Genomic DNA, 20,974 nt, shown 5'->3' with positions numbered 1-20,974 from the left:
GGGGGGGGGGTGGGGTGGGGGGGGGAAAGACAAACCGGGTGGGGGCCTTTTTCGTCCCCGGGCTCCCCCCCCCCCTTGGGGGGGGGGGGGGGGGGGCGGCCCACCCGGCCCCCCCGCTCCGCGGCGTCGACCCGCCGCACGGTCTCCGGCATCCGCACTCCCCTCGCTGCACTCCGCATCACCAGCCGCTCCAGGTCACCAGGACCGCGCCCGCACCCGCAGGTCCCGCGCGAGGTGATCGCGCTGCTCGACGACGAGTCGGCGCAGCGCGGCTGGCGCGGCGGCGTTGGCGTCGAGCCAGCCGTCCACCGCGTCGAGGGTGTCGGCGGCAGGGAAGAGCCCGACGACGATGCGTCGGGCGATCTCGATGCTCCGCTCCGCCCAGACGTCGGCGAGCACGGCGAAGTAGCGGTCGTCGTGGTCCGCGATCAGGTCCCGCCGCTCCCCCGCCCGGAAGCCGGCGATGGTCGCGTCCAGGTGGTCGTTGGTCAGCGTGGTGTCGGTCAGCGCGGCCGTCACGGCGGCCGCCTTGACGGCGGCGTCCGGTCGGGCGGCCAGCGCGCGCCGGTGGGCGGTGCGCCCGGATGCGGTGTCGTCGCAGGCGAGTTCGGAGTCGAGGTCCGCCGCATCGGCGTGCCCGGTCGCGGCGAGCGCGGTCCACAGCGACCAGCGCAGGTCGGGATCGAGGGCGAGCCCGTCGGGCGCCGGGGCGGTGCCGTCGAGCATCGCGCGGATCTCCCCGGCATACGTGTCGTCGGTCACCGCTGCTGCGGCCGTCGCCCGCGCCAGCACCAGCAGCGAGTCCGACTCGGCGGCCGCGGAGTGCAGTGCGGCCCAACAGGTGTCGAGCCATTCGCGGCGCGCGGCGGCACGGTCCCCGTCGGGAACATAGTGACCGATCGCGAACGCCGCGTTGGCCGTCGTCGCGGTCAGCAACGCCATGTTCGGTTCGGTGGGAGCGAAGCGGCGCGCGGTCGCGAGGTAGCGGTGCGGGTCGAGCTCCCCGTCGCGAGTGGCGTTCCACAGCGCGGACCACACCAGCCCGCGGGCCAGCGGATCAACGATCCGGTTCAGCGACGCCTCGACGGTGCGGACCGAGAACCCACCGAGCCGGACCTTCGCGTAGGTCTGGTCGCCGTCGTTGAGCAACACCAGCGGCGTCTCGGTGAGGTCGATCGGGGTGCGCGGGCCCGCGAGGTCGACGGCCAGGAGTTCGGTGCGCACCAGCGCGCCGGACTCGTCGAAGTCGTACAGGCCGACACCGAGGGTGTGCGGCCGCGGATCGGTCTGCACGATCTCGTAGCGCTTGCGACGCCGCTCCAGGGTGATGGTGGAGACGCCACTGGTCCGCAACCATGCGTCCGCCCACGCCTGCAGGTCGCGCCCGGACTCGGCCGACAGCGCTTCCAGCAGGTCGGCGAGGGTGGTGTTGCCGTAGGCGTGGTCGCGGAAGTAGCGGCGGGACGCGGCGAAGAAGGCGTCCCGTCCGACGTGGGCGACGAGCTGCTTGAGCACGCTCGCGCCCTTCGCGTAGGTGATGCCGTCGAAGTTCAGCTTCGCGGCCTCCAGGTCGACGATGTCCGCGACGATCGGGTGCGTGGTCGGCAGCTGGTCCTGCGAGTACGCCCACGCCTTGCGGCGGTTCGCGAACGCCACCCAGGCGTCGGTCCACTCGGTGCCCTCCGCGCTCGCGAGCGCACCCATGTAGTCGGCGAAGGATTCCTTGAGCCACAGGTCGTCCCACCACTGCATCGTGACGAGATCGCCGAACCACATGTGCGCCATCTCGTGGAGGATCGTGTTCGCGCGGGCCTCGTACTGGGCGGCGGTGGCAGCACCGCGGAAGACGTAGGCCTCGGTGAACGTGACGCACCCCGGGTTCTCCATCGCACCGAGGTTGTACTCGGGAACAAAGACCTGGTCGTATTTGCCCCACGGGTAAGGGAATTCGAACTGCTCATGGAAGAAGTCGAGGCCCTGCCCGGTCACCTCGAGGATGGTGTCGGCGTCGAGGTGCTGTGCCAGCGACGCGCGGCACAGCACACCCAGCGGGACCGTGAGATCGCCGGAGGTCCACGACGAGTCGACGCGGTGGTACGGCCCGGCGACAATCGCGGTGAGGTACGTCGAGATCGGCAGCGTCGGAGAGAATTCCACGCGCTGGCGGTCGCCGGTCTCCTCCCTGGTTTCCGCCGGACGGTTGGAGATCACCTCCCAGCCGAGCGGCGCGGTCACCGCGAAGGTGAACGGCGCCTTCATGTTCGGCTGCTCGAAGCAGGCGAAGACGCGGCGGGCGTCGGCGGGCTCGTACTGGCTGTACAGGTACGTCTGCCCGTCGACGGGGTCGACAAACCGGTGCAGCCCCTCCCCCGACCGGCTGTAGACGGCGGTCCCGCGGACCTCGACGGTGTTGGATGCGGCCAACCCGCGCAGCGCGATGCGGGCGCCGTCGTAGTCGACGTCGGCCGACACGCCGTTGACGGTGACCGCCTGCACCGAGCCGCCGAGAAAGTCGAGCCAGGTCGCGTCGGCGGCGGCATCGAACTCCACGGTGGTGACGGTCGGGAAGCCGGGGACGCCGGCGTCGGGCGCGGACGTCAGGTCCAGCTCGACCCGGTAGGAACGGACGGTGATCGCGGCGGCACGGGCTGCGGTCTCGGCACGGGTCAGGTTCGCGGTGCTCACCCGATCGATCCTGCCAGGCCGAGTAATGAAGAACCCTCCACAACTCGGGAACTACCCGTTCCCCGCTCGCCGACCTGCGGTTTCCGTCCCCTGTCCCCCGCCCGAGCGGGGCGCGGCATGCCCTGCGAAGGACCTAGTTGTTGGAGAGTTGTTGCAATAGCTTTCCAACAACTCTCGGGTTTGTCGGTAGCCTGTGCCGCAGGACAACACCTGCCCCCGCGCCGTCCGCGTGGCCCTGGATGCGATCCCGACACCGCCTTCGTAGCGGGCCTGGCTGTCCTGCGAGGCCGGTTCGGATCCGAGACTATTGACGCCGTCAACACTCTCATCGTGCTTCGGTACCTCTCGCGTGCACCACTGATGACGCTCCGGCAGGTCTGCGCCCAGACACAAACCGGCACCGCCGAAGCAACACAGATCATGGAGTGGCTCAACGAGGTCGGTGTCGTACAGACCCTCACCGAACGTGGTGACGAATGGGTACTGACCTCGGCGGCGCGGAGGGCGCTTGGTGGAGCGCTGGCGACGGACGTTGCCGCCGTGTCGGTCCAGGAATGGATCGAGGAGCGCCTGCGCGCAGGGGAGGTGGTTACCAATCGTGACGTCGTCGCCACCGGCGCCGACGGCCGGGAGGTCACCGGCCTGTTGACCTCTCTGCGCCAGTCGGGACGCGCGGTCAAGGATCCGAATGGTCCCAAGCGCGGGCCCGGCGTCCGATGGATCGCGCCCAGTTCGCCTCGTTCCTGACTCATCATGCGGACACCGGGGCGCGGTATACCCCTATGGGTATATTGGGAGCCGGAAGTGCCGACCGAGAGGACCCATCATGTGCCAACCCACCCCCTGCACGACCTGCGGCAAGACGACCTGGAAGGGCTGCGGCAACCACGTGGACGAGGTGATGCGCCACGTCCCCACCGACCGGCGCTGCACCTGCGAGCACCCCACCGCGTCGAGCGGCGGCTTCCTGCGGTCCCTGTTCGGCCGCTGATCGGCGATCGCCAGGGACGGCGGCGTTCGCGCAGCTAGAGACCCCGGTGACGCGGGGCGGGCGCGCGGCGACCCGGTGACGACACGCGGGGAGCGCGGTACCGTGATTCACGGTCGTCGCCGCTCTAGCCTGGGTTTCTCCCCCGGGAACCGCGAGAAAGGCACATCTCATGGCATTGCCCACCCTGACCCCCGAACAGCGCGCCGCCGCCCTCGAAAAGGCGGCAGCGTCCCGGAAGGCACGGGCCGAACTGAGGGAGGACCTCAAGTCCGGCAAGGTCACCCTCGTCGAGGTGCTCGACAAGGCCGAGTCCGACGAACTCGTCGGCAAGACGAAGGTGCTGTACCTGCTCGAATCCCTGCCGAAGGTCGGCAAGGTGAAGGCCCGCGACATCGCGGAGTCCGTCGGCATCGCCGAGACCCGCCGCGTCGCGGGCCTCGGTGCGCGCCAGCGCGCCGATCTGCTGGCCAAGCTGGCCTGACACGTTATGCCGGATGCCCGGCGTCCCCGACGGGACGCCGGGCATCGGCGTGTTCGGGGCCGGGGTCAGGCCTTGTAGTACACCACCTGGTGGGTGGTGGCCAGCAGCGCGCCAGCCGACCCCCACAGGGCGCCCGACTGGTCGAAGTAGCCCTTGCCGAAGCGCTGGGCACGGGCGGTGGCGAGCACCGAGTCCGTACCGTGCGCGGCGAGGGTGGCCTGGTCGGCGTGGAAGTACACGGTCAGCGAGACGGTGCCGATCGGGCACGGCTGGCCGAGGCGAAGGAACACGCGAGGGAAGAACGAATCGCACAGCGCGGTGAGCGCGGGGAAGTCCAGCGGGCGCGCGGGCTCGTCGCGGATCCACAGCGTCGACGTCGATTGCGCCCGTTCGGTGCCGAACGAGTCGAGTCCGCCCTCGACGAACCGCATCTCGTAGTTGCCGACCCAGCGGGTGAACGCGGATGCGGCGGTGGAGGGTTCGACCTCGGCGGCGGGCGGCACGGCGGGCGGCTCGATCTCGGTGGCGGACCAGGTGTCGCGGCGGACCGCGAACACCGCCGTCGCGGTGGTGACGACGTCGCCGCCCTGGGTCATCTCGATCGACCAGTGCTGGGTCGACCTGTTCGTCCGGCTCGGGCGCGCGTCGATCGAGAACTCCCCGTCCGCAACGGGCCCGGCGAAGTTGACGGTCAGCGAGACGGGATCACCGAGCCGTTCCGGGTGCCGCAGCACCGCGGCGAGCAGGGTGGCCGCGGTGACGCCGCCGAACGGGCCGACCATGTTGGCGTACTCGGCGGTGGTGCGCCCGGTGAACCTGCCGTCGGCCTCGGCGATGAGGTCGAGTGCGGCGTCCAGCTGATGGGTCGGGGTGGCGGTCCGGGTCACGTCAATCTCCTGGCGATCGGCAACTATGTATGACACTCTACATAGAAGTGATTCGAGTGGAAGGGCGAGCAGTGCCGAGGCGACAGGACCCGACAGCCGGACCCCGGGCGGCGATGATCGGCAGCGCGGTGGCCCTGATGCGCGAACGGGGCGTCGCGGCAACCTCGTTCGCCGATGTTCTCGCCCGCAGCGGCGCCCCCCGCGGCTCGATCTATCACCACTTCCCGCGCGGCAAGGCGCAACTGATCGAGGACGCGACCCGGTCCGCCGCCGAGCAGCTCGACGCCAGCATCGGCCGGATCCTGGCCGCCAACGACACCGTCGGGACGATCCGCACCCTGGTCGACATCTGGGGGCGCCGCCTGCAGACCAGCGACTACGTGTCGGGGTGCCCGATCGCGGCGGCGGCGTTGGGCACCGAACCGGGGGCCAGGGAGATCGCCGGGGTCGCCTTCGACACCTGGTGCGCGGCGATCACCGGGAAGCTGGTCGCCGAGGGCGTCGCCCCCGGCCGGGCCCGCTCGCTCGCGGTGCTGATCATCAGCTCCCTCGAGGGCGCAGTGATCGTGGCGCAGGCGCAGGGCGGGTCGGGACCGCTGGACGCGGTCGTCGTCGAACTCGAGCACGCCTGCCGGGCGGCGCTGTCTCCGCGCCCGCCGCACCTGCCCGGCGGGGCGGACCCGCACCCCTAGACTCGGCAGCGACACCGGTCCGGAAGCCTCCTCAAGAAAGCGCCGCCGCCATGCCCACCGAGCCCGACCCCGACCTGCTGCTCAGCGACGACGAACGGATGCACGCGCTCGACGCCATTAGCAGGCACTACGCCGACGGCCGGCTGGACAGCGCCGAGTTCTACGAGCGCTCGGGGGTGATCGCCGAGGCGCGGACCGTCGGCGCGCTCGGCGGAGCATTCCAGGGGCTTCCGGGCGGGATGCCGCTGGCCGCCGTCGACGGCCGGGTGCGGAAGGTGCCGTTCGACGACGCCCCCGCGATCCGCGACAGCAGTCCCGCGGCGGCGGCCGAGGCCGAACTCACCTCGCTGCGCTCCCGCGGCGGCATCGTCGAATCGCTCGACTGGGTCATCATCGGCATCACCCTGGTCACGTTCCTGGTCCTGCAGATCGTCGTCGACTGGGACTACGCCTGGCTGGTGTGGCCGTCCCTGATCGTCACCCTGAGCGTGCCGCGGATGATCCTGAACTACAGCGACGACGACGAGGAGGTGTACGAGAAGCTGAAGGAGTCCGACGCCAAGGCGCGCAGGAAGCGACTCGAGCAGGCCGCCCGGCGCATCCGCGAACTGGAGGACGGGGACGGCAGGAACGGGTGATCCGCCCCGCCCGGGTGCCGCCCACCGGCGCGGCGGCACCCGACCCGGTCAGCGATCCGCGTCGGTGTAGCGGATGATCCCGCGAATGTTGCGTCCCTCCAGCATGTCCCGGTAGCCGTCGTTGATCTGCTCGAGCCGGTACTGCCGGGTGACCATGTCGTCGAGGTTGAGCTTGCCCGCCTTGTACATCGACAGCAGGTGCGGGATGTCGTAGTGCGGGTTGGCGCCGCCGAAGACGGTGCCCTGCAGGTTCTTCTGCAGCAGCGTCAGCATCGACAGGTTCAGCGTGACCTGGTTGTCGACGAGGCTGCCCATCGCGGTCAGCACCACGGTGCCCGCCTTCGCGGTGATGCCCATCCACAGGTCGACGTCCTCGCCGTGCACCTCGCCGACGGTGACGATCGTCTTCTTCGACATGCCGCCCGCGGTGATCTCCGCGATCGCACCGGCCGCCTCGTCGACGGACGGGAAGGCATGCGTGGCACCGAACTTCAACGCCTGCTCCCGCTTCCACTCGACGGGGTCGATCGCGAACACGTAGCGGGCGCCGGAGTTCACCGCGCCCTGCAGTGCCGAGATCCCGACGCCGCCGATCCCGACGATCGTGACGTCCTCCCCCGGCCTGACCTGCGCGGTGTGGGTCGCCGACCCGTATCCGGTGGTGACGCCGCACCCGACGAGGCAGGCCACCTCGAACGGGATCGACGGGTCGATCTTCACCACCGAACTCTGGTGCACCACCAGGTACGGCGAGAAGGTGCCGAGCAGCGTCATCGGAAAGACGTTCTGCCCCTTGGCCGTGACGCGGAACGAGCCGTCACTGACCGAGGCGCCGCCGAGCAGGTACGCCCCCAGGTCGCAGAGGTTGCGCAGCCCGGCCTGGCAGGACGGGCACTTGCCGCACGACGGGATGAACGACAGCACGACGTGGTCGCCGGGCGCGATGTCCTCGACGCCCTCCCCGACCTCGGTCACGATGCCCGCACCCTCGTGGCCGCCCAGCACCGGGAAGCCTCCCATCGGAATGCCCCCGGTGACCAGATGGTGGTCGGAGTGGCACATCCCCGACGCCTCCATCTGCACCTTGACCTCACCCCGGTGCGGGTCACCGATCTCGATCTCCTCGATCGACCACGGCTGGTTGAACTCCCAGATCAGCGCGCCCTTGGTCTTCACCTGCACACACCTACTCTCGTCCGGCGACATGGTTCAGGCATCAGCCTAGACATGCGGGTGGACAGGTGTCCGGTCATTGCGGTGGTGGCGCGGTGAGGATCCGGTAGCCGAACTCGTGCAGGCGGCGGTGCTCGGGCCAGCGCTCGCGCGTCCACGCCGGGTCGGAGTGCGCGGCGGTGATCGCCGCGGACGTCGAGGCGTGCAGGTCGAACTCGAGGTCCCGCCGCAGTTCCGCCAGTCTGTCTGCGTCGCCGGTGTGGGTGATCCGGGCGATGGTGTCCGCCACCTGCAGGTCCGCGTCGGACAGGATCCGGCGGTGCGCGCGGGGCAGCACGCACCACAGCACCGCGACCGCGGCGACGACGCCGATCACGGTCTCGAGGAAGCGGTCCCGGGACACCGCGACCAGGTCGCCCGGCGCGCCGAGCCCGCCGAGGATCATCGCGAGCGGGGTGATGAACACCATCGCGAGCCCGTAGTTGCGCACCAGGTACGCCTCGATCCCGGCCATCGACAGCGCGAGGGCGACGACCAGGGCGGCGCCGTGCAGGTCGAACAGTGCCAGGCCGGCGAGCACCGCGAGGCCGATCAGGGTGCCGAGGAACCGGTGCGCGGCCCGGTACGTGCCGAGGATCCGGTCCGGGCCCTGGTGCAGGATCATCGCGGCCGTGATCACCGCCCAGTCCGGTCGCCCGACCCCGGCCACCACGGCGATCGCGCCGGCGGTTGGGCACGCGACGAGCAACCGGACCACGATCGTCATCGACCGGCCGCGGGGATGCGCGGCCCGCGCCAGCCGGTACCGGATCGACGGCCTGCGCAGCGGGATCTGCGGCTGCAGGTCGTCCTCCGGCGCGGCCTCGTCGTGGTCGACGCCGTGCAGGACCGCCGCGCACCGCAGGTGCGCGCCCCGCAGCGCCTCGGTCAGCGGATGCCCCGGCGTCACCAGCCCGGCGTCGTGCAGGCACTGCCACGCCACGTGCAGGTCGTGCACCACCGCCCGCCGATGGGTGGGCGAGTTGTCCCGGAGCACCGCGTCGACGGCGGCGACCGCGGCGGCGACCGCAGCCCGCTCGGGGGTCCGCGGGCGCACCGGGGCGCCGGCCATCGCAATCACCAGCGCGGTGCCCGCACCGATCGCCGTCCAGGCAACGACGGCGGCGACGGTGACCCCCGCCGCGGGCAGCACCGACGCGATCTCCAGCGTCAGCACCATCAGGAACGCGCCGGGTGCGCCGAGCCGCAGCGCATCGACGACGAACGCGCAGCAGGCCACCACCGCCGTCATCACGAGCACGATCAGCATCGGCGACAACGCGGAACCGTCAGCGGCGGACACCACCGACCCGACGGCCGCACCGATCCCGGCGAGGGCAACGAGGACCACGCCGATCAGCCCGACAACCCGCCACCGCACCCGGTACGGCCGGGTCTCGCCGTAGACGACGGCGAACGCGCCGAGGGTGGCGATCGCGGACACCGCGCCCGCACCGGCCGCGACGCCGACCAGTCCGGGGAGCGCGACCGCGACCCCGCCGCGCACCACGCCCGGCCAGCGGCGGCCCCGCCGCGGCACCGACACCATCGCCGACCACGGGGAGGCCGGGGTGGGGAGCGGCAGGTCGACGACCGCCGTCCGCTGATGTCCCCCGCTGCCCGTCACAACCGTTCAGGTTAGGAAAGATGCGGGCCGATCCCCGAATCCGCGACGGCCGGTGAGGCGCAGCTCACGCGGCGCCGGGGGCGCTCCCCGCCGAACTGCTCGGCGCGGCGGTGCTGGTCGGGGCCGCGGTGGTGGTCGGCGCCACCGTGGACGACGGCGGGTCCTGCACCGGGGTGGTCGGCTCGGCGACGTCCGTCGTCACCGCCGGGGATCGGGTGTCGACGGGTGCGGGTGCCGGTGCCGGCGCGGCGGCGCCCGGCTCGGCGAGCATCCGCGCGTCCGCGTCCGCGTTCGCGTCCGGGTCGACGGGCGGCTCGGTACCCGGGTCGACGGGCGGCTCGGTGCCCGGCCGTGTGGTCGGGTCGGCCGTCGTTGTGGTTGTCGAGGTGCCGGTCGTCGACGTGGTGGAGGTCGTGGTGGTCGGGGCCACCGTCGTCGTGGTGGGCAGCGGGATGCCGTCCCGCGCGTCCTCCGCGAGCCGGGTGAGCCATTGGGCCGCGTACTCGGCGGACGAAAGCGGCTTGCCGTCGGCGGTGTCCCGCCAGTAGTCGAAGTGGTGGCCGGTGTCGGGGCCGAGGGTCAGCTGATACGGGTCGCTGAGCACCACCGGGATCGTGTTCTGGTTGGTGACGATCAGGTTCACGACCTCGTTGAAGAACTTTCTCGGCAGGTACGCCAGCGGCGACATGCTCTCGGTCTCAATGGAGTCGGCGACCGGGGTGACCGGCAACGCGGCGGTGCCGACCGCGGTCGGGTCGTACGCCGGATCCGACACCTCCAGCAGCACGTCCATGAAGGTCTGGTCGGACTGCATCCAGCCGGGCGTGGACTGGATCACCGCGAACGCGTCGGAGGCGATGCGGCCGAGCACCATCGCGACGCCGATGCCGTTGTCCGCGGTCAGGCCGTCCTTCTCCAGGGAGTCGATGTTCATCTGCCTGCCGACGTTCACCACCAGTTGCAGCAGCGAGATGTTCTCCGGCACCGCGCAGGTGAGGTCGCCGTCGGAGCAGAACGCGGCGATCTTGCCGCCGAGGGCGCCGAAGTCGTCGCCCCCGATGCCGGTGACCGCACCGGCGCCGCCCGCCGTGTTCTCCCCGGTCTGGTAGGGCGTGTCGAAGCCGTCGGGATTGCGGAAGGGGTTCTTCGCGCCGGGGAACGGTCCCTGCCCGAGCGCGCGGCCCGCGTCGGCGAGGATCACCACCCCGACCACGTTCGCGGGGTCGACGATCGCGTACCCGTCGGTGCCGTCCTGGTGGCCGATGTTCTGCGCGACCCGCCGGGCGACGTCGGCGCCCTCGCTGTAGCCGACGACGGAGAAGCGGGTGTTCGGGCAGGCCTCGCGGATCTTCCGCATCACCTGCTGGGTGTTGTCGACGCCGGTGGTGACGGCCTGCTCGTAGCTGTCCATGTTCGCGGGGTACGCGATGTAGAGGTTGGCGTAGGAGCCCGGCTTGAGCGTGTTGACGACACCGGGCGCGTTGGCGACCGGGTCGACCCAGTGGCTGCTGTAGTCGTCGGACAGCGCCGCGGGCAACGGCTTTCCGTTCTCGTCGACGAGGCGGGGAACGGTGTCCGGCGGGGTGTCGTTGCGGCCAGCGATGGACACGGTCACCATGTCGTGGCATTCCGTGGTGGACGCCGTCAGTTCGGTGTCGATCGTGGCGGGCGGTGCGTACGCCACCCAGGCCGTCGCGGCGACCGCGACACCGAGGGCGGCCGGTGCCGCCACCATCGAGATGAGGCGATGCCGCGCGAAGTAGCCGCGAAGAGTCATGTCCCGCTCCTCAATCCGTCGCTCTCGGACGACGCGCAGACCATCCCGGTGCCGTGCGCTCACGTCACGTCATGTCAGGGGTGTCGCCGCGTCGACGGCAAGCGTTACACAGCGGACGGTGGCGCGCGCGGCAGGACGGCGCCCGTCACGGTTCGTCGGTCAGGTGTGCGGCCCGGTTCAGCAACAGTTTTCGTTCCCGCTCGTTGCCGGTGAGCCGGGCCGCCGACTCGAACTCGGCGCGTGCCTCCGCGGGCCGGTCCAGCCGGCCAAGGGCCGCGGCAAGGGTCTTCTTGGCGCGGACGATCCGCTGCTGCACCGTCGACGTCGGGACCAGGAACGCACGCGCGATCTCGTCGCTGGACAGGCCGCCGACCACCTTGAGGGTCAACGCCACTCGCGCCTCCCTGGACAGCACCGGATGGCACGAGACGAACACCAGCCGCAGCACGTCGTCATCGATCCGGTCGGGGTCCCACGGCACGTCGACCGGATCCGTCGCGCGGACTCGGCGGGGTCCGGGCGGCGCCGCGCGGCGGGGTCGGGCACGGGTCAGCCGTTGCGGGTCTCCAGTTCCTCGCGCCAGCCCTCTTCCTTCTGCACCCACTCGTTGTCCTGCGGGAAGTCCTCGGGTCCGTGCACCCGGCGGATCTCCAGTTTCGAGCCGGCGCCGAGCGGCGCGCGCCGCGCCCACTCGACAGCCTCCTCCCTGGACGCGACGTCCAGGATCCAGTAGCCGTTGAACAGTTCCTTCGTCTCGCCGTACGGGCCGTCGGTGACCAGCGGCGGATCGGAGCTGAAATCGACGACGCAGCCCTCCTCCGCCTCGGTCAGGCCCTCCCCGCCGAGCAGCACACCCGCCTTCATCATGGACTCGTTGTACCGGCCCATGTCCTCGATGATCTGCTCGAACGGGATGTCCTTCGATGCCGCGATCGCCTCGTCGGTCGCGCGCATAATCAGCATGTACCGCATTGTCGGGCTCCTTCGTCGTCGGGTCGCGCATCGACCCTCTCATCCGGGACGTCGAACGAGAAGGCCGCGGATCGACACCGCCCCGAGAAATTCTTCGGGCAGGACGGCTACCTGGCAACGCCGAGCGACAGCGCCCCCATGATCTTCGGGGCGCCCTCCTGATAGAAGGAGTCGAGGTCCCGAATCTCGAACCCCGCCGCCCGCACCAGGGCGGGGATGTCGCGGGTGAGGTGGCAGCCGCCGGCGACGGTCTTCTGGATCGGCTCGAATCGACGCTGCCAGCGCCGCACCTTCTCGTCCGGTGCGAGGCCGTGCTCGACGAAGTGCAGCGTCCCTCCGGGGGCGAGGACCCGCCGCAGCTCGCGCAGCGCGGCGACCGCGTCCGGGATCGTGCACATCGTCCACGTGGACAGCGCGGTGTCGAACACGTCGTCGGGGAACGGCAACGCCTGCCCGTCCAGGCCGGACCGCTCGATCGGAACCCGCGACGCCGCGCGCCGCGGCGCCGCCAGCTTCCAGCCCACGTCGGCGGGTTCGACCGCGCTGACGGAGTCGACGGCGTCCGGGTAGTAGCGGACGTTGAGCCCGGACCCGAACCCGATCTCGATGACCCGGCCCCGCAGCCCGGCGCACACCCGTTCCCGTGCGGGTCCGGTCAGCGACATCCCACAGCTCACGTCGACCAGCCGCGGCACGACCTGATTCGCGTAGAACCCCATGTCGACCCCTCGTGCGCTCGGAGAATGCGGTCCTCTCCAGCATGCGCCATCGGCGCCGAAAGGTGCCGCCGCCGCGCGCCGCGAAAAAACCTCGAGCCACCGGGAACCTTTCCGCCCCGCCGGTGCATCGAATGTCCGTAAGCGGAACCGACACGCCAGCCGACGCAAAGGACGACACGATGAGCAGCAACGACGCATACACCGACGCCGACGTCGCCGAGTACGAGAGCGACATGGCCGCCATCGCCGACGACCCCACGATGACGGTGAACGAGAAGCTCGACGCGATGGAGGCGCGGGCGGAGGCCGAGCAGGAGGAGATCCTGTCCGCGAACAGCGTCAACGCCGAGGTCAACCTCGACACGGCACCCGCCGACACCTCGACCTCCGCCGCCTCCTCTGCCTCGGCCACCTCCGCGACCGGGGCCACCACCGCCACCGACACCACCGAGACCGCCTCCTCCTCGGCGGCCGGCACGGGCTCCGCCGCCCCGGCCCCGGCCCAGGCCGACGCGGGCCCGGTGCGGCAGGACCTGGACGGCGACGGCGTCATCGACCTCGCCACCTACCTCGACGACAACACCGGGCAGCCGGTGCGCCAGGACTCCTACGAGGACGGCGTGGTCACCGAGACCCGCCTCGACACCGACGGTGACGGGCTGCCGGACACCATCCTGATGGACACCGACCGCGACGGTCAGGTCGACACCGTCATCCTGGACAGCGACGCCGACGCGGTCACCGACGCGACGATGATCGACACCGACGGGGACGGCGACTTCGACCTCTACACCGTCGACAGCGACAACGACGGCGACCAGGACGCGTACGCCACCGGCGCCGACATCCCCGGCGCGGTCGGCGACGTCGACACGTACACGAGCGGGATCTCCGACGACGCGCTCTGACCGTCCGCCCGCGGTCGGCGGCGTCCCGTGAACTGGCGGTTGCCGGGGCGTCGCGCGGGAGCGGGTCCCGGCAACCGCCCGTTCGGTGGTTGGATATCGATGGCGTCGGGTTCGGTACCGGCGTCGACCGGATCGGCCCATTCGACTTGGAGGTTCCCGTGGCTGGTGGTCTCGTCGCCCTGCTGGACGACGTCGCGGCGATCGCGAAGGTGGCGGCGGCGTCCATCGACGACATCGGGGCGGCGGCGGGCAAGGCCAGCATCAAGGCGGCGGGCGTGGTCGTCGACGACACCGCGGTGACGCCCCGCTACGTGCACGGCTTCTCCCCGAAGCGGGAGCTGCCGATCATCCGCAAGATCGCGATCGGGTCGATCCGCAACAAGCTGCTGATCATCCTCCCGGTGGCGATGATCCTGAGCCAGTTCCTGCCGCAGGCGCTGCCCTATCTGCTGATCGCCGGTGGCGGGTTCCTCTGCTACGAGGGCGCCGAGAAGGTCTACGAGGCGCTCACCGGCGGCCACCACGGCGAGGAAACCGATGCCCCCGCCGCCCTCGCCGGGCCCGAGCACGAGAAGACGATGGTCAGCGGCGCGATCCGCACCGACCTGATCCTGTCCGCCGAGATCATGGTGATCTCGCTGTCGTCGGTGGAGGACGAACCGTTCGTCACCCGACTGATGGTGCTGATCGTCGTCGCGTTCCTCATCACCGCGCTGGTGTACGGCGTGGTCGCGGTGATCGTGAAGATGGACGACGTGGGCCTCGCGCTCGCGCAGCGCAGGTCCGCGTTCAGTCAGCGGGTCGGCCGCGGCCTCGTCGCCGCAATGCCGAAGGTGATGTCGGTGCTCACCGTCGTCGGAATCGCCGCGATGCTGTGGGTCGGCGGCCACATCCTGCTCGTCAACGTCGGCGAGGCCGGGTTCCACTGGCCCGCCGACCGCCTCCACGACGTCGAGCACTGGTTCGGCGGGCTCGTGCACGGCGGGTTCGGCGGGGTGCTGTCCTGGACCGCGGGCACCGTGACCTCCGCCGTCGTCGGACTGGTCGTCGGCGCGATCCTCGTCCTGGTGATGCACCTGATTCCGAAGCGGAACAAGGACGCCGCCGCGCACTAGGTCACCCGAACCCCACGGCGCCGGCCGCAACGGAAAACGCACGCCGCCCCGACGGGCGGCGTGCGTTCCGGTGCTGCGGTGCGGTGTCAGCCCGCGGTGGGCGCCAGCGCGGCGGCGTCGACCTCGGGGTAGATCGGGTACTCGACACCGGACAGGTACTGCACGGTGCGCACGACCTGGCAGGAGTAGCCGAACTCGTTGTCGTACCAGACGTAGAGGATCGCGGTGTCGCCCTCGACGATCGTCGCGTTCGCGTCGACGATCGACGCCGCGCGGGAGCCGATGAAGTCGCTGGAGACGGCGTCGGTGGCGGCGGTGTAGTCGAGGTTGCGGCTCAGCGCGCCGGTCAGCGACTCCTGCCGCAGCCGCTCGAGCACCTCCTCCTTGGTGGTCTCGCGGTTCAGCTGCAGGTGCAGGATCGCGATGGACACGTCCGGCGTGGGGACGCGGATCGAGTTGCCGGTGATCTTGGCCTTCAGGTCCGGCAGCGCCTTCGCGACGGCCGAGGCGGCACCGGTCTCGGTGAGCACCAGGTTGGTCGGCGCCGAACGGCCGCGGCGGTCGGCCTTGTGGTAGTTGTCCAGCAGGTTCTGGTCGTTGGTGAACGAGTGCACCGTCTCGACGTGACCGCGGGACACCCCGAACGCGTCGTCCATCGTCTTCAGCGGCGGCACGATCGCGTTGGTGGTGCAGGACGCGCAGGACACGATCGTCTCGTCCAGGCTGACGCCGCGGTGGTTGACGCCGTGCACGATGTTCGGGACATCGCCCTTGCCGGGCGCGGTGAGCACCACCTTCGCGATGCCGGGGCGCAGGTGCTTCGACAGGCCGTCGCGGTCCCGCCAGATGCCGGTGTTGTCGATCAGGATCGCGTTCTCGATGCCGTACTCGGTGTAGTCGACGGCGGTCGGGTCGTTGCTGTAAATGAACTTGATGACGTTGCCGTTGGCGATCAGTGCGCTGTTCTCGGCGTCGACCTTGATCGTGCCGTTGAACTGCCCGTGCACGGAGTCGCGGCGCAGCAGCGAGGCGCGCTTGACCAGGTCGTCCTCGCCGCCCTTGCGGACCACGACGGCGCGCAGGTTGAGGCCGTTGCCGGAGCCCGCCTTCTCGATGAGCAGGCGGGCGACGAGACGGCCGATGCGCCCGAAGCCGTAGAGCACCACGTCCTGCGGCTGCGCGGGGCTCGTCTGGGCGCCGCCGACCAGGTCGGCGAGGCTCTGCGCGACGAACTCGGGGATCGAGCCGCCGTTGCCGGTGGCGCGGTAGGCCGACACCAGCAGGCCGAGGTCGATCTTCGACGGGCGCAGGTCGAGCTCGGTCAGCGCCTCGAGGAACGGGAACGTCTCCTCGACGGACAGCTCGTCACCACGGATCTGCCTGGCGAAGCGGTGGGTGCGCAGGATGCTGATGACCGACTTGTTCACCAGCGAGCGGCTGTGAAGCAGAATGGTCACCGAGTGCCTGCGGTGCAGGCCGCCGATGATCGGGATCATCGCTTCGGCGAGCGCTTCCTCGGAGTTCCACTGGGTCAGTTCCGCTGTGGTCACTGCGATCCTCTGTCTTTCTGACTCTGTGTGGCGTGCCCGTGGGTTGGACGCCGAACTGGATGAGACGCACGTCACTTCGCCGGCCGCGATCCGGTTCGGTCGAACCGGGCCACGACCGGCGAAAACGGTGCACGCGCTACCAGCATAGGTAACGACCTGCACGCGACCCAAAGGGCGTTCTCGGGGGTGCCCGGTCGGGGCGCCGCGATCACCGGCCTGCCGGCCCGCGCCGTGGTCAGTAACCCTTCGACCGCAGGAACTCGGCGACGGTGACGATCGCGTCGGGATTGCGGGGGCCCTCCACCAGGGCCGCGTACGGCAGCGCGATGATGTTGCCCTCGCGCACCGCGGTGGTGCCCGCCATCAGCGGCTGCTGACGCAGCAGCCGGATCTTCGCGTCCACCGACTCGTCCGGCCCGGCCCCGTAGTCGACGATCACGATCGCCTGCGGGTCGCGTTGCGCCGCCGCCTCCCACGAGGTGGTGGTCCACGAGTCGTTCAGGTCGTCGAAGATGTTGCTGCCGCCCGCCTCGCGGATGATCTGCGACGGCGCCGCGGTCCGGCCGGAGGTGAACGGCTCCGGGGTTGCGCTGTCGAACAGGAACACCCGGGCCGGCTCCTGCCCGGCCGGCGCCGACGCCGTCGCCGCGGCCACCTGCTCGCGGTACCCGGCGACCAGGTCGTCGGCCCGGTCCCGGACACCGAAGATGTCCCCGAGGTTCGCCAGGTCCGCGTACAGCGCGTCGAGCGGCTCCATCACCCCGCGGCGGTCCGTGTCGGGCTGCCTGCAGGCCTCGGTCAGCTGGTAGGGGACGGCGCCGATCGAGCGCACCCAGTCCGGGGTCAGGCCCGTCGACTCCTTGAACCCGTAGTTCCAGCCCGCGAAGACGAAGTCGGGGTTCGCCGCCTGCACCACCTCCCGGGTGAACGCATCCCCGAGCTGCGGGGCCGCCTCGAAGTCGGCCCGCCACGGCGAGGTGGCGATGTCCCGCTCCTTGCCCGGGTAGCTGGTGTAGCCCGCCAGGTGTTCGGTGAGGCCGAGCGCGAACATCATCTCGGTGATCGCGGTGTCGTTGGTGACCACCCGCTGCGGGACGCCGTCGACGGTCAGGGGTGCGCCGCAGTTGGTGACGGTCACCGACTCTCCGGTGGGTTCGGCGGCCGCGTCCTGCACGTCGGCGCCGCACGCCGTCAACGCGAACACGCTCGCCGCTGCCATCGCGACCGTCCAGGGTCGGGACCTCATCTAGTACTCCTTCTCGTCGAAGATGATCTGGGGAACACCCAGCCGGGGATGGGTGACGACGTGCCCGCCGATCGCGAACCACCGCCGCAGCACGTCGGCCGTCACGACCTCGTCCGGTGTCCCCGTGCACACGAGCCGGCCACCGCTGAGGACGAACAGCCGATCGCAGTACTGCGCGGCCAGGTTCAGGTCGTGCAGCGCCGCGATCACGGTGATGCCCAGGTTCCGGGCCGCGGTCAGGACGCTGTACTGGTGGTGGACGTCGAGGTGGTTGGTCGGCTCGTCCAGCACCAGCACCCGCGGCTGCTGCGCCAGCGCGCGGGCGATCAGGACGCGTTGCCGCTCCCCGCCGGATAGGGACAGGAAGCTGCGGTGCTCGAGGTGCGACGCGTCGGCGGTCGCCAGCGCGTCGCGGCACAGGCCGACGTCGCGGCGGTCGGCTCTGCGCAACGCCGACTGATGCGGCAGGCGGCCGGTGGCCACGACCTCGGCCGCGGTGAAGTCGAACTGCATCAGGCTGTCCTGGGTCAGGGCCGCGACCTGACGTGCGTTCTCGCGCATGCTGATCGCGGCGATGTCCGTGCCGCCGACCAGGATCCGGCCCGCCGCGGGCGACAACGCCCGATACAGGCAGCGCAGCAGGGTGGACTTGCCGCTACCGTTCGCCCCGACGACGCCGACGAAGGTGCCCTCCTCGGCTGCGAGGGTCACCGCCTCGAGGATCCGGGTGCCGCCGATCTCGACCGTGACGTCCCGATAGTCGACCCGCATCAGCCGACCCCCACCAGGGCGCCGCGGCGCCGCATCAGCAGCACGAACAGCGGGACCCCGACCGCGGCGGTGATCGCCCCCAGCGGAAGTTCCTGCGGCGGAATCAGGGTGCGGGCCAGCAGGTCCGCGGTGACCAGGAACACCGCGCCGAGCAACGGCGTCACCACGATCAGCCGGCGATGGTCGGCGCCGACCAGCAGCCTGGCCACGTGCGGTACCACCAGCCCGACGAAACCAACGGCGCCGCAGATCGACACGAAACATCCGGTCATGACCGCGGCAACAACGAACAGCAACAGCCGGAAGCGGCTCGCGTCGATCCCGAGCGCCGCGCTGACCTCGTCACCCATCGACAGCGCGTTCAGCCGGCGCGCACAGGCCGCGATGACCGCCAACCCGATCACGGTCACCGCCGCCGCCAGCGGCACCGCCTGCCAGGTGGCACCGGCGAGGCTGCCGAGCAGCCAGAACATCACCGACCGCGCCGCGTCCCCGTGCGGTGCCATGAACACCAACACCGTTGTGGCAGCGGAAAACCCGTACCCGAGGGCGGTCCCGGTGAGGACCAGGCGCAGCGGAACCAGCCCCGCCGACGACCGGGCCATCAGGTACACCAGGATCGTGGCCCCGAGCGCGCCAAGGAACGCGGCGGTCGACAGCGCGTACAGGCCGAGCGCGCCGAAGGTGCCGAACAGCACCACCGACGTGGCGCCCACCGAGGCACCCGAGGAGATGCCCAGCACGTACGGGTCGGCCAGCGCGTTGCGCACCATCGCCTGCACGATCAGCCCGACCCCGCTCAATCCGGCACCGACCAACGCGGCCAACAACACTCGCGGCAGTCGGGAGTCGGTCACGATCCGATAGTTCGGGAGGTCCGGCGCGAGGACCGGCCCGCCGGTCAGTTCGGCCCACAGGAATCCGGTGGTATCACGCCAGGGAACGGGTGCGGTGCCGAGCATCAACGCCAGGACGGAGACGACCGCGAGCGCGGCCACCAGGCCGATGGCCAACGGGGCCACGGGCAGTCGGCGCATCATCGACCACTTTCACCTGGATGCAGGTGCCAGCCTCACCGGGCGGTGCGCGCAACGACGTGCGGGCACAGCGGTGCCCGCATCCTCGTCGACCGCTCCCTCGGAGTCGACAGGCGACCACGCCGGCGGCATGGCCGCGCTGGCAGGTCTTCGGGCTCGTGGACACGGATCGGGCGAACCCGAATTCTCCTACTGGCGGCCGCTTCCCGGGCTCACACCCAGTGCTGATGGCCGCGGTCGTTTCCACACACCGCTGCGGGGCAGCTCCGGTTTCCCACCGGATTCCCTCTTACGAACCACCCGGCACGAGCCGGGCGGTAACCAACGCGCGGCCACAGTAGCACTCAGGGTCGGCACCGCGAACCGGCCAGGGCGGGCCGTCAGACGGTGACGTCCGAGTAGGGCATCTGCTCGGACACCCACGGAAACACGACCTCCATGAGCAGCAGGAACACCGCGGCGGCGAGAACGGTCGCCAGCAGGACCTTCACCGGTCGGGGTCCGGGGAGAACACCCCAGAAGTAGCCGTACATCTAGTGCTCCTGCAATGCCACGGGCAGGGTGCCCGCGAACTTCGGGGTCGTCTCGACGAGAACGGCGTGCACGATCATCCGTTCGGCGTTCGAGAACAGCGGATGGCAGGTGGTGAGCGTCAACACGCTCTCCAGCCAGGGGCCCGGCTCGACCCACTCGGCTCCGGGCAGCGGATTGACGACGGCGACGTCGCCGGGCACGGTGATGTGTCGACCAAGCACGTGCGCATAGTCGCCGCCCGCGACCCGGTCGATCTGCTCGGGGCGCAGGCAGTCCGCGGCCGCAGCACGCCGCTCGGGTGCGGCGGCGGCGAGCGGCAGCAGCCGGTACGTCATCCATTCGGTTCTGGTCTCCACGACGACGGCGTCGCAGGCGCCGAGTCGGTCCAGGTGTTCGAACACCGCACCGGATCCGTTGCGATGCCCGGCGATCGCAACATTCCCCGGCTCGCCGGGCAGTTGCGTGTCGGTGTAGTGGCCGGGGCCCGCCTTCAGGTCCTCGTTGCTGGTGCCCTCGACGACCGCGTACGCGGCGCCGAGCGTCGGAAAGTGCAGGCGCGCGAACCCTTCTCCGGGCGTCGGGACCGGCGGGGCCACCGGCGCGTCACCGGCGGCCCCGGAACCCTGCGCCCACGATTGCGCGAGGCCGTTGTCGACCTCGTCCTGCAACCGACCCGAGACGATGTTGGTCCAGAACGCCTCGTAGATCACGAACAGCAGGACGACGACCCCCGCCGTGAGCAGCAGCTCACCGGTGACCTGGCCTGCGCCCGGCCGGGGCCGGGCCCGCACCGGAACGACGGCATCACGCATGGGGCGGGCCCTCCTTTGCGGCCGGGTCGAGCTAGCTGTTCGCGTCGATCGTGGCGCTTCCGCTGCCACCGACAAGATCGTAGAGGAGAACGGACAGCTGACCGAGGCCGTCGATCACGGCGGAACCGGTGGTGTGGACGTCGAATTCGACCGAGAGCGGGAGGATCAGCACGAGAGGAATCTCCTTCGATGAGCGGCCGAGCGATCGGCCGCGACATGGGGGGTGCGGTGGTGGGGGGGGGGGGGGAAAAGGGGGGGGCCCCCCCCCCCCCCCCCCCCCTTTCCCCCCCAAAACCCCCCCCCCCCCCCCCCCCCCCCCC

At 70.8% G+C, this 20,974-nt stretch carries 21 protein-coding genes, 1 pseudogene and 1 riboswitch; of the genes and pseudogenes, 7 read left to right on the top strand and 15 right to left on the bottom strand.

All coding sequences use genetic code 11. The annotated features are described in order from the left end of the window. Window positions 1-195 precede the first annotated feature (195 nt). Window positions 196-2,685, bottom strand: a complete 2,490-nt coding sequence (gene pepN / locus ACFWQG_RS10655; protein WP_378507588.1) for an aminopeptidase N — start codon at window positions 2,683-2,685, stop codon at window positions 196-198. A 330-nt stretch (window positions 2,686-3,015) separates the two neighbouring features. Here pepN and ACFWQG_RS10650 point away from each other — a divergent pair, with 330 nt between their 5' ends. The 3 genes from ACFWQG_RS10650 to mihF all read left to right on the top strand — a co-directional run bounded on the left by ACFWQG_RS10650 (window position 3,016) and on the right by mihF (window position 4,157). Further along, window positions 3,016-3,432: a hypothetical protein gene (locus tag ACFWQG_RS10650; protein WP_378507587.1), complete on the top strand. Its 417-nt coding sequence runs from the start codon at window positions 3,016-3,018 to the stop codon at window positions 3,430-3,432. A gap of 79 nt (window positions 3,433-3,511) precedes the next feature. After that, entirely contained in the window at window positions 3,512-3,676 is a 165-nt protein-coding gene (locus tag ACFWQG_RS10645) for a hypothetical protein (protein WP_378507586.1), read from the top strand. Window positions 3,677-3,845: 169 nt separating this feature from the next. After that, window positions 3,846-4,157 carry an integration host factor, actinobacterial type gene (mihF, locus tag ACFWQG_RS10640; protein ID WP_378507585.1) on the top strand — a complete coding sequence of 104 codons (312 nt, stop codon included), beginning with the start codon at window positions 3,846-3,848 and terminating at the stop codon, window positions 4,155-4,157. Between the two features lie 65 nt (window positions 4,158-4,222). Here mihF and ACFWQG_RS10635 read toward each other — a convergent pair whose 3' ends face one another. Beyond that, window positions 4,223-5,044, bottom strand: a complete 822-nt coding sequence (locus tag ACFWQG_RS10635; RefSeq protein WP_378507584.1) for an acyl-CoA thioesterase — start codon at window positions 5,042-5,044, stop codon at window positions 4,223-4,225. A gap of 71 nt (window positions 5,045-5,115) precedes the next feature. On the opposite strand from ACFWQG_RS10635, the gene ACFWQG_RS10630 reads away from it, so the two are divergent. Both ACFWQG_RS10630 and ACFWQG_RS10625 read left to right on the top strand, forming a co-directional pair. Next, window positions 5,116-5,736, top strand: a complete 621-nt coding sequence (locus ACFWQG_RS10630; protein ID WP_378507583.1) for a TetR/AcrR family transcriptional regulator — start codon at window positions 5,116-5,118, stop codon at window positions 5,734-5,736. A 50-nt stretch (window positions 5,737-5,786) separates the two neighbouring features. Further along, the gene (locus ACFWQG_RS10625; RefSeq protein ID WP_378507582.1) at window positions 5,787-6,374 is read left to right on the top strand and encodes a DUF1707 domain-containing protein; all 588 of its coding nucleotides are present in this window, start codon (window positions 5,787-5,789) and stop codon (window positions 6,372-6,374) included. Between the two features lie 48 nt (window positions 6,375-6,422). Here ACFWQG_RS10625 and ACFWQG_RS10620 read toward each other — a convergent pair whose 3' ends face one another. The 6 genes and pseudogenes from ACFWQG_RS10620 to ACFWQG_RS10595 form a co-directional block, all read right to left on the bottom strand. Next, on the bottom strand, window positions 6,423-7,550 hold the full coding sequence (locus ACFWQG_RS10620; protein WP_378507581.1) for an NDMA-dependent alcohol dehydrogenase: 1,128 nt from the start codon (window positions 7,548-7,550) through the stop codon (window positions 6,423-6,425). A gap of 73 nt (window positions 7,551-7,623) precedes the next feature. After that, window positions 7,624-9,135 (bottom strand): FUSC family protein, encoded by a 1,512-nt coding sequence (locus tag ACFWQG_RS10615; protein ID WP_378507736.1) that lies wholly within the window; start codon window positions 9,133-9,135, stop codon window positions 7,624-7,626. 142 nt (window positions 9,136-9,277) lie between these two features. After that, complete coding sequence (locus ACFWQG_RS10610) at window positions 9,278-10,990, bottom strand: cutinase family protein (RefSeq protein ID WP_378507580.1); 1,713 nt, start codon at window positions 10,988-10,990, stop codon at window positions 9,278-9,280. 241 nt (window positions 10,991-11,231) lie between these two features. Then, a pseudogene (locus ACFWQG_RS10605) lies at window positions 11,232-11,474 on the bottom strand (sigma factor-like helix-turn-helix DNA-binding protein); the annotation flags it as partial. A 65-nt stretch (window positions 11,475-11,539) separates the two neighbouring features. After that, entirely contained in the window at window positions 11,540-11,962 is a 423-nt protein-coding gene (locus ACFWQG_RS10600; RefSeq protein ID WP_378507579.1) for a YciI family protein, read from the bottom strand. Window positions 11,963-12,069: 107 nt separating this feature from the next. Beyond that, window positions 12,070-12,681 carry a class I SAM-dependent methyltransferase gene (locus tag ACFWQG_RS10595; protein WP_378507578.1) on the bottom strand — a complete coding sequence of 204 codons (612 nt, stop codon included), beginning with the start codon at window positions 12,679-12,681 and terminating at the stop codon, window positions 12,070-12,072. Between the two features lie 179 nt (window positions 12,682-12,860). Here ACFWQG_RS10595 and ACFWQG_RS10590 point away from each other — a divergent pair, with 179 nt between their 5' ends. Further along, window positions 12,861-13,589: a hypothetical protein gene (locus ACFWQG_RS10590; protein WP_378507577.1), complete on the top strand. Its 729-nt coding sequence runs from the start codon at window positions 12,861-12,863 to the stop codon at window positions 13,587-13,589. Between the two features lie 158 nt (window positions 13,590-13,747). Beyond that, complete coding sequence (locus ACFWQG_RS10585) at window positions 13,748-14,704, top strand: DUF808 domain-containing protein (protein WP_378507576.1); 957 nt, start codon at window positions 13,748-13,750, stop codon at window positions 14,702-14,704. A gap of 86 nt (window positions 14,705-14,790) precedes the next feature. Here the strand turns inward: ACFWQG_RS10585 and ACFWQG_RS10580 are convergent, their stop codons facing one another. The 7 genes from ACFWQG_RS10580 to ACFWQG_RS10550 all read right to left on the bottom strand — a co-directional run bounded on the left by ACFWQG_RS10580 (window position 14,791) and on the right by ACFWQG_RS10550 (window position 20,826). Continuing rightward, complete coding sequence (locus tag ACFWQG_RS10580; RefSeq protein ID WP_378507575.1) at window positions 14,791-16,254, bottom strand: glyceraldehyde-3-phosphate dehydrogenase; 1,464 nt, start codon at window positions 16,252-16,254, stop codon at window positions 14,791-14,793. Window positions 16,255-16,489: 235 nt separating this feature from the next. Next, window positions 16,490-17,500 carry an ABC transporter substrate-binding protein gene (locus ACFWQG_RS10575; protein WP_378507574.1) on the bottom strand — a complete coding sequence of 337 codons (1,011 nt, stop codon included), beginning with the start codon at window positions 17,498-17,500 and terminating at the stop codon, window positions 16,490-16,492. After that, complete coding sequence (locus tag ACFWQG_RS10570) at window positions 17,501-18,271, bottom strand: ABC transporter ATP-binding protein (RefSeq protein ID WP_378507573.1); 771 nt, start codon at window positions 18,269-18,271, stop codon at window positions 17,501-17,503. Then, entirely contained in the window at window positions 18,271-19,308 is a 1,038-nt protein-coding gene (locus tag ACFWQG_RS10565; RefSeq protein ID WP_378507735.1) for a FecCD family ABC transporter permease, read from the bottom strand. The genes ACFWQG_RS10570 and ACFWQG_RS10565 overlap by 1 nt, the downstream gene beginning before the upstream one ends. Window positions 19,309-19,431: 123 nt before the next feature. Then, a riboswitch (cobalamin riboswitch) is annotated at window positions 19,432-19,649 on the bottom strand. A gap of 39 nt (window positions 19,650-19,688) precedes the next feature. Beyond that, window positions 19,689-19,841, bottom strand: a complete 153-nt coding sequence (locus ACFWQG_RS10560; protein ID WP_378507572.1) for a hypothetical protein — start codon at window positions 19,839-19,841, stop codon at window positions 19,689-19,691. Continuing rightward, entirely contained in the window at window positions 19,842-20,654 is an 813-nt protein-coding gene (locus ACFWQG_RS10555) for a class E sortase (RefSeq protein ID WP_378507571.1), read from the bottom strand. 31 nt (window positions 20,655-20,685) lie between these two features. Next, window positions 20,686-20,826 carry a hypothetical protein gene (locus ACFWQG_RS10550; RefSeq protein WP_378507570.1) on the bottom strand — a complete coding sequence of 47 codons (141 nt, stop codon included), beginning with the start codon at window positions 20,824-20,826 and terminating at the stop codon, window positions 20,686-20,688. Window positions 20,827-20,974: the final 148 nt, after the last annotated feature.

Source organism: Rhodococcus sp. NPDC058532 (assembly GCF_042719255.1).
Taxonomy (GTDB): Bacteria; Actinomycetota; Actinomycetes; order Mycobacteriales; family Mycobacteriaceae; genus Rhodococcus_G.
The sequence above is the reverse complement of the archived record's forward strand: the minus strand, read 5'-3'. Positions and strand labels throughout refer to the sequence as shown.

Coding starts and splice junctions, on each gene's coding strand:
- ACFWQG_RS10610 (WP_378507580.1), bottom strand. CDS start 10,990: ATGACTCTTCGCGGCTACTTCGCGCGGCATCGCCTCATCTCGATGGTG.
- ACFWQG_RS10625 (WP_378507582.1), top strand. CDS start 5,787: ATGCCCACCGAGCCCGACCCCGACCTGCTGCTCAGCGACGACGAACGG.
- ACFWQG_RS10575 (WP_378507574.1), bottom strand. CDS start 17,500: ATGAGGTCCCGACCCTGGACGGTCGCGATGGCAGCGGCGAGCGTGTTC.
- ACFWQG_RS10595 (WP_378507578.1), bottom strand. CDS start 12,681: ATGGGGTTCTACGCGAATCAGGTCGTGCCGCGGCTGGTCGACGTGAGC.
- ACFWQG_RS10645 (WP_378507586.1), top strand. CDS start 3,512: ATGTGCCAACCCACCCCCTGCACGACCTGCGGCAAGACGACCTGGAAG.
- mihF (WP_378507585.1), top strand. CDS start 3,846: ATGGCATTGCCCACCCTGACCCCCGAACAGCGCGCCGCCGCCCTCGAA.
- ACFWQG_RS10560 (WP_378507572.1), bottom strand. CDS start 19,841: ATGTACGGCTACTTCTGGGGTGTTCTCCCCGGACCCCGACCGGTGAAG.
- ACFWQG_RS10615 (WP_378507736.1), bottom strand. CDS start 9,135: ATGGTGTCGGTGCCGCGGCGGGGCCGCCGCTGGCCGGGCGTGGTGCGC.
- ACFWQG_RS10570 (WP_378507573.1), bottom strand. CDS start 18,271: ATGCGGGTCGACTATCGGGACGTCACGGTCGAGATCGGCGGCACCCGG.
- ACFWQG_RS10555 (WP_378507571.1), bottom strand. CDS start 20,654: ATGCGTGATGCCGTCGTTCCGGTGCGGGCCCGGCCCCGGCCGGGCGCA.
- ACFWQG_RS10590 (WP_378507577.1), top strand. CDS start 12,861: ATGAGCAGCAACGACGCATACACCGACGCCGACGTCGCCGAGTACGAG.
- ACFWQG_RS10600 (WP_378507579.1), bottom strand. CDS start 11,962: ATGCGGTACATGCTGATTATGCGCGCGACCGACGAGGCGATCGCGGCA.
- ACFWQG_RS10565 (WP_378507735.1), bottom strand. CDS start 19,308: ATGCGCCGACTGCCCGTGGCCCCGTTGGCCATCGGCCTGGTGGCCGCG.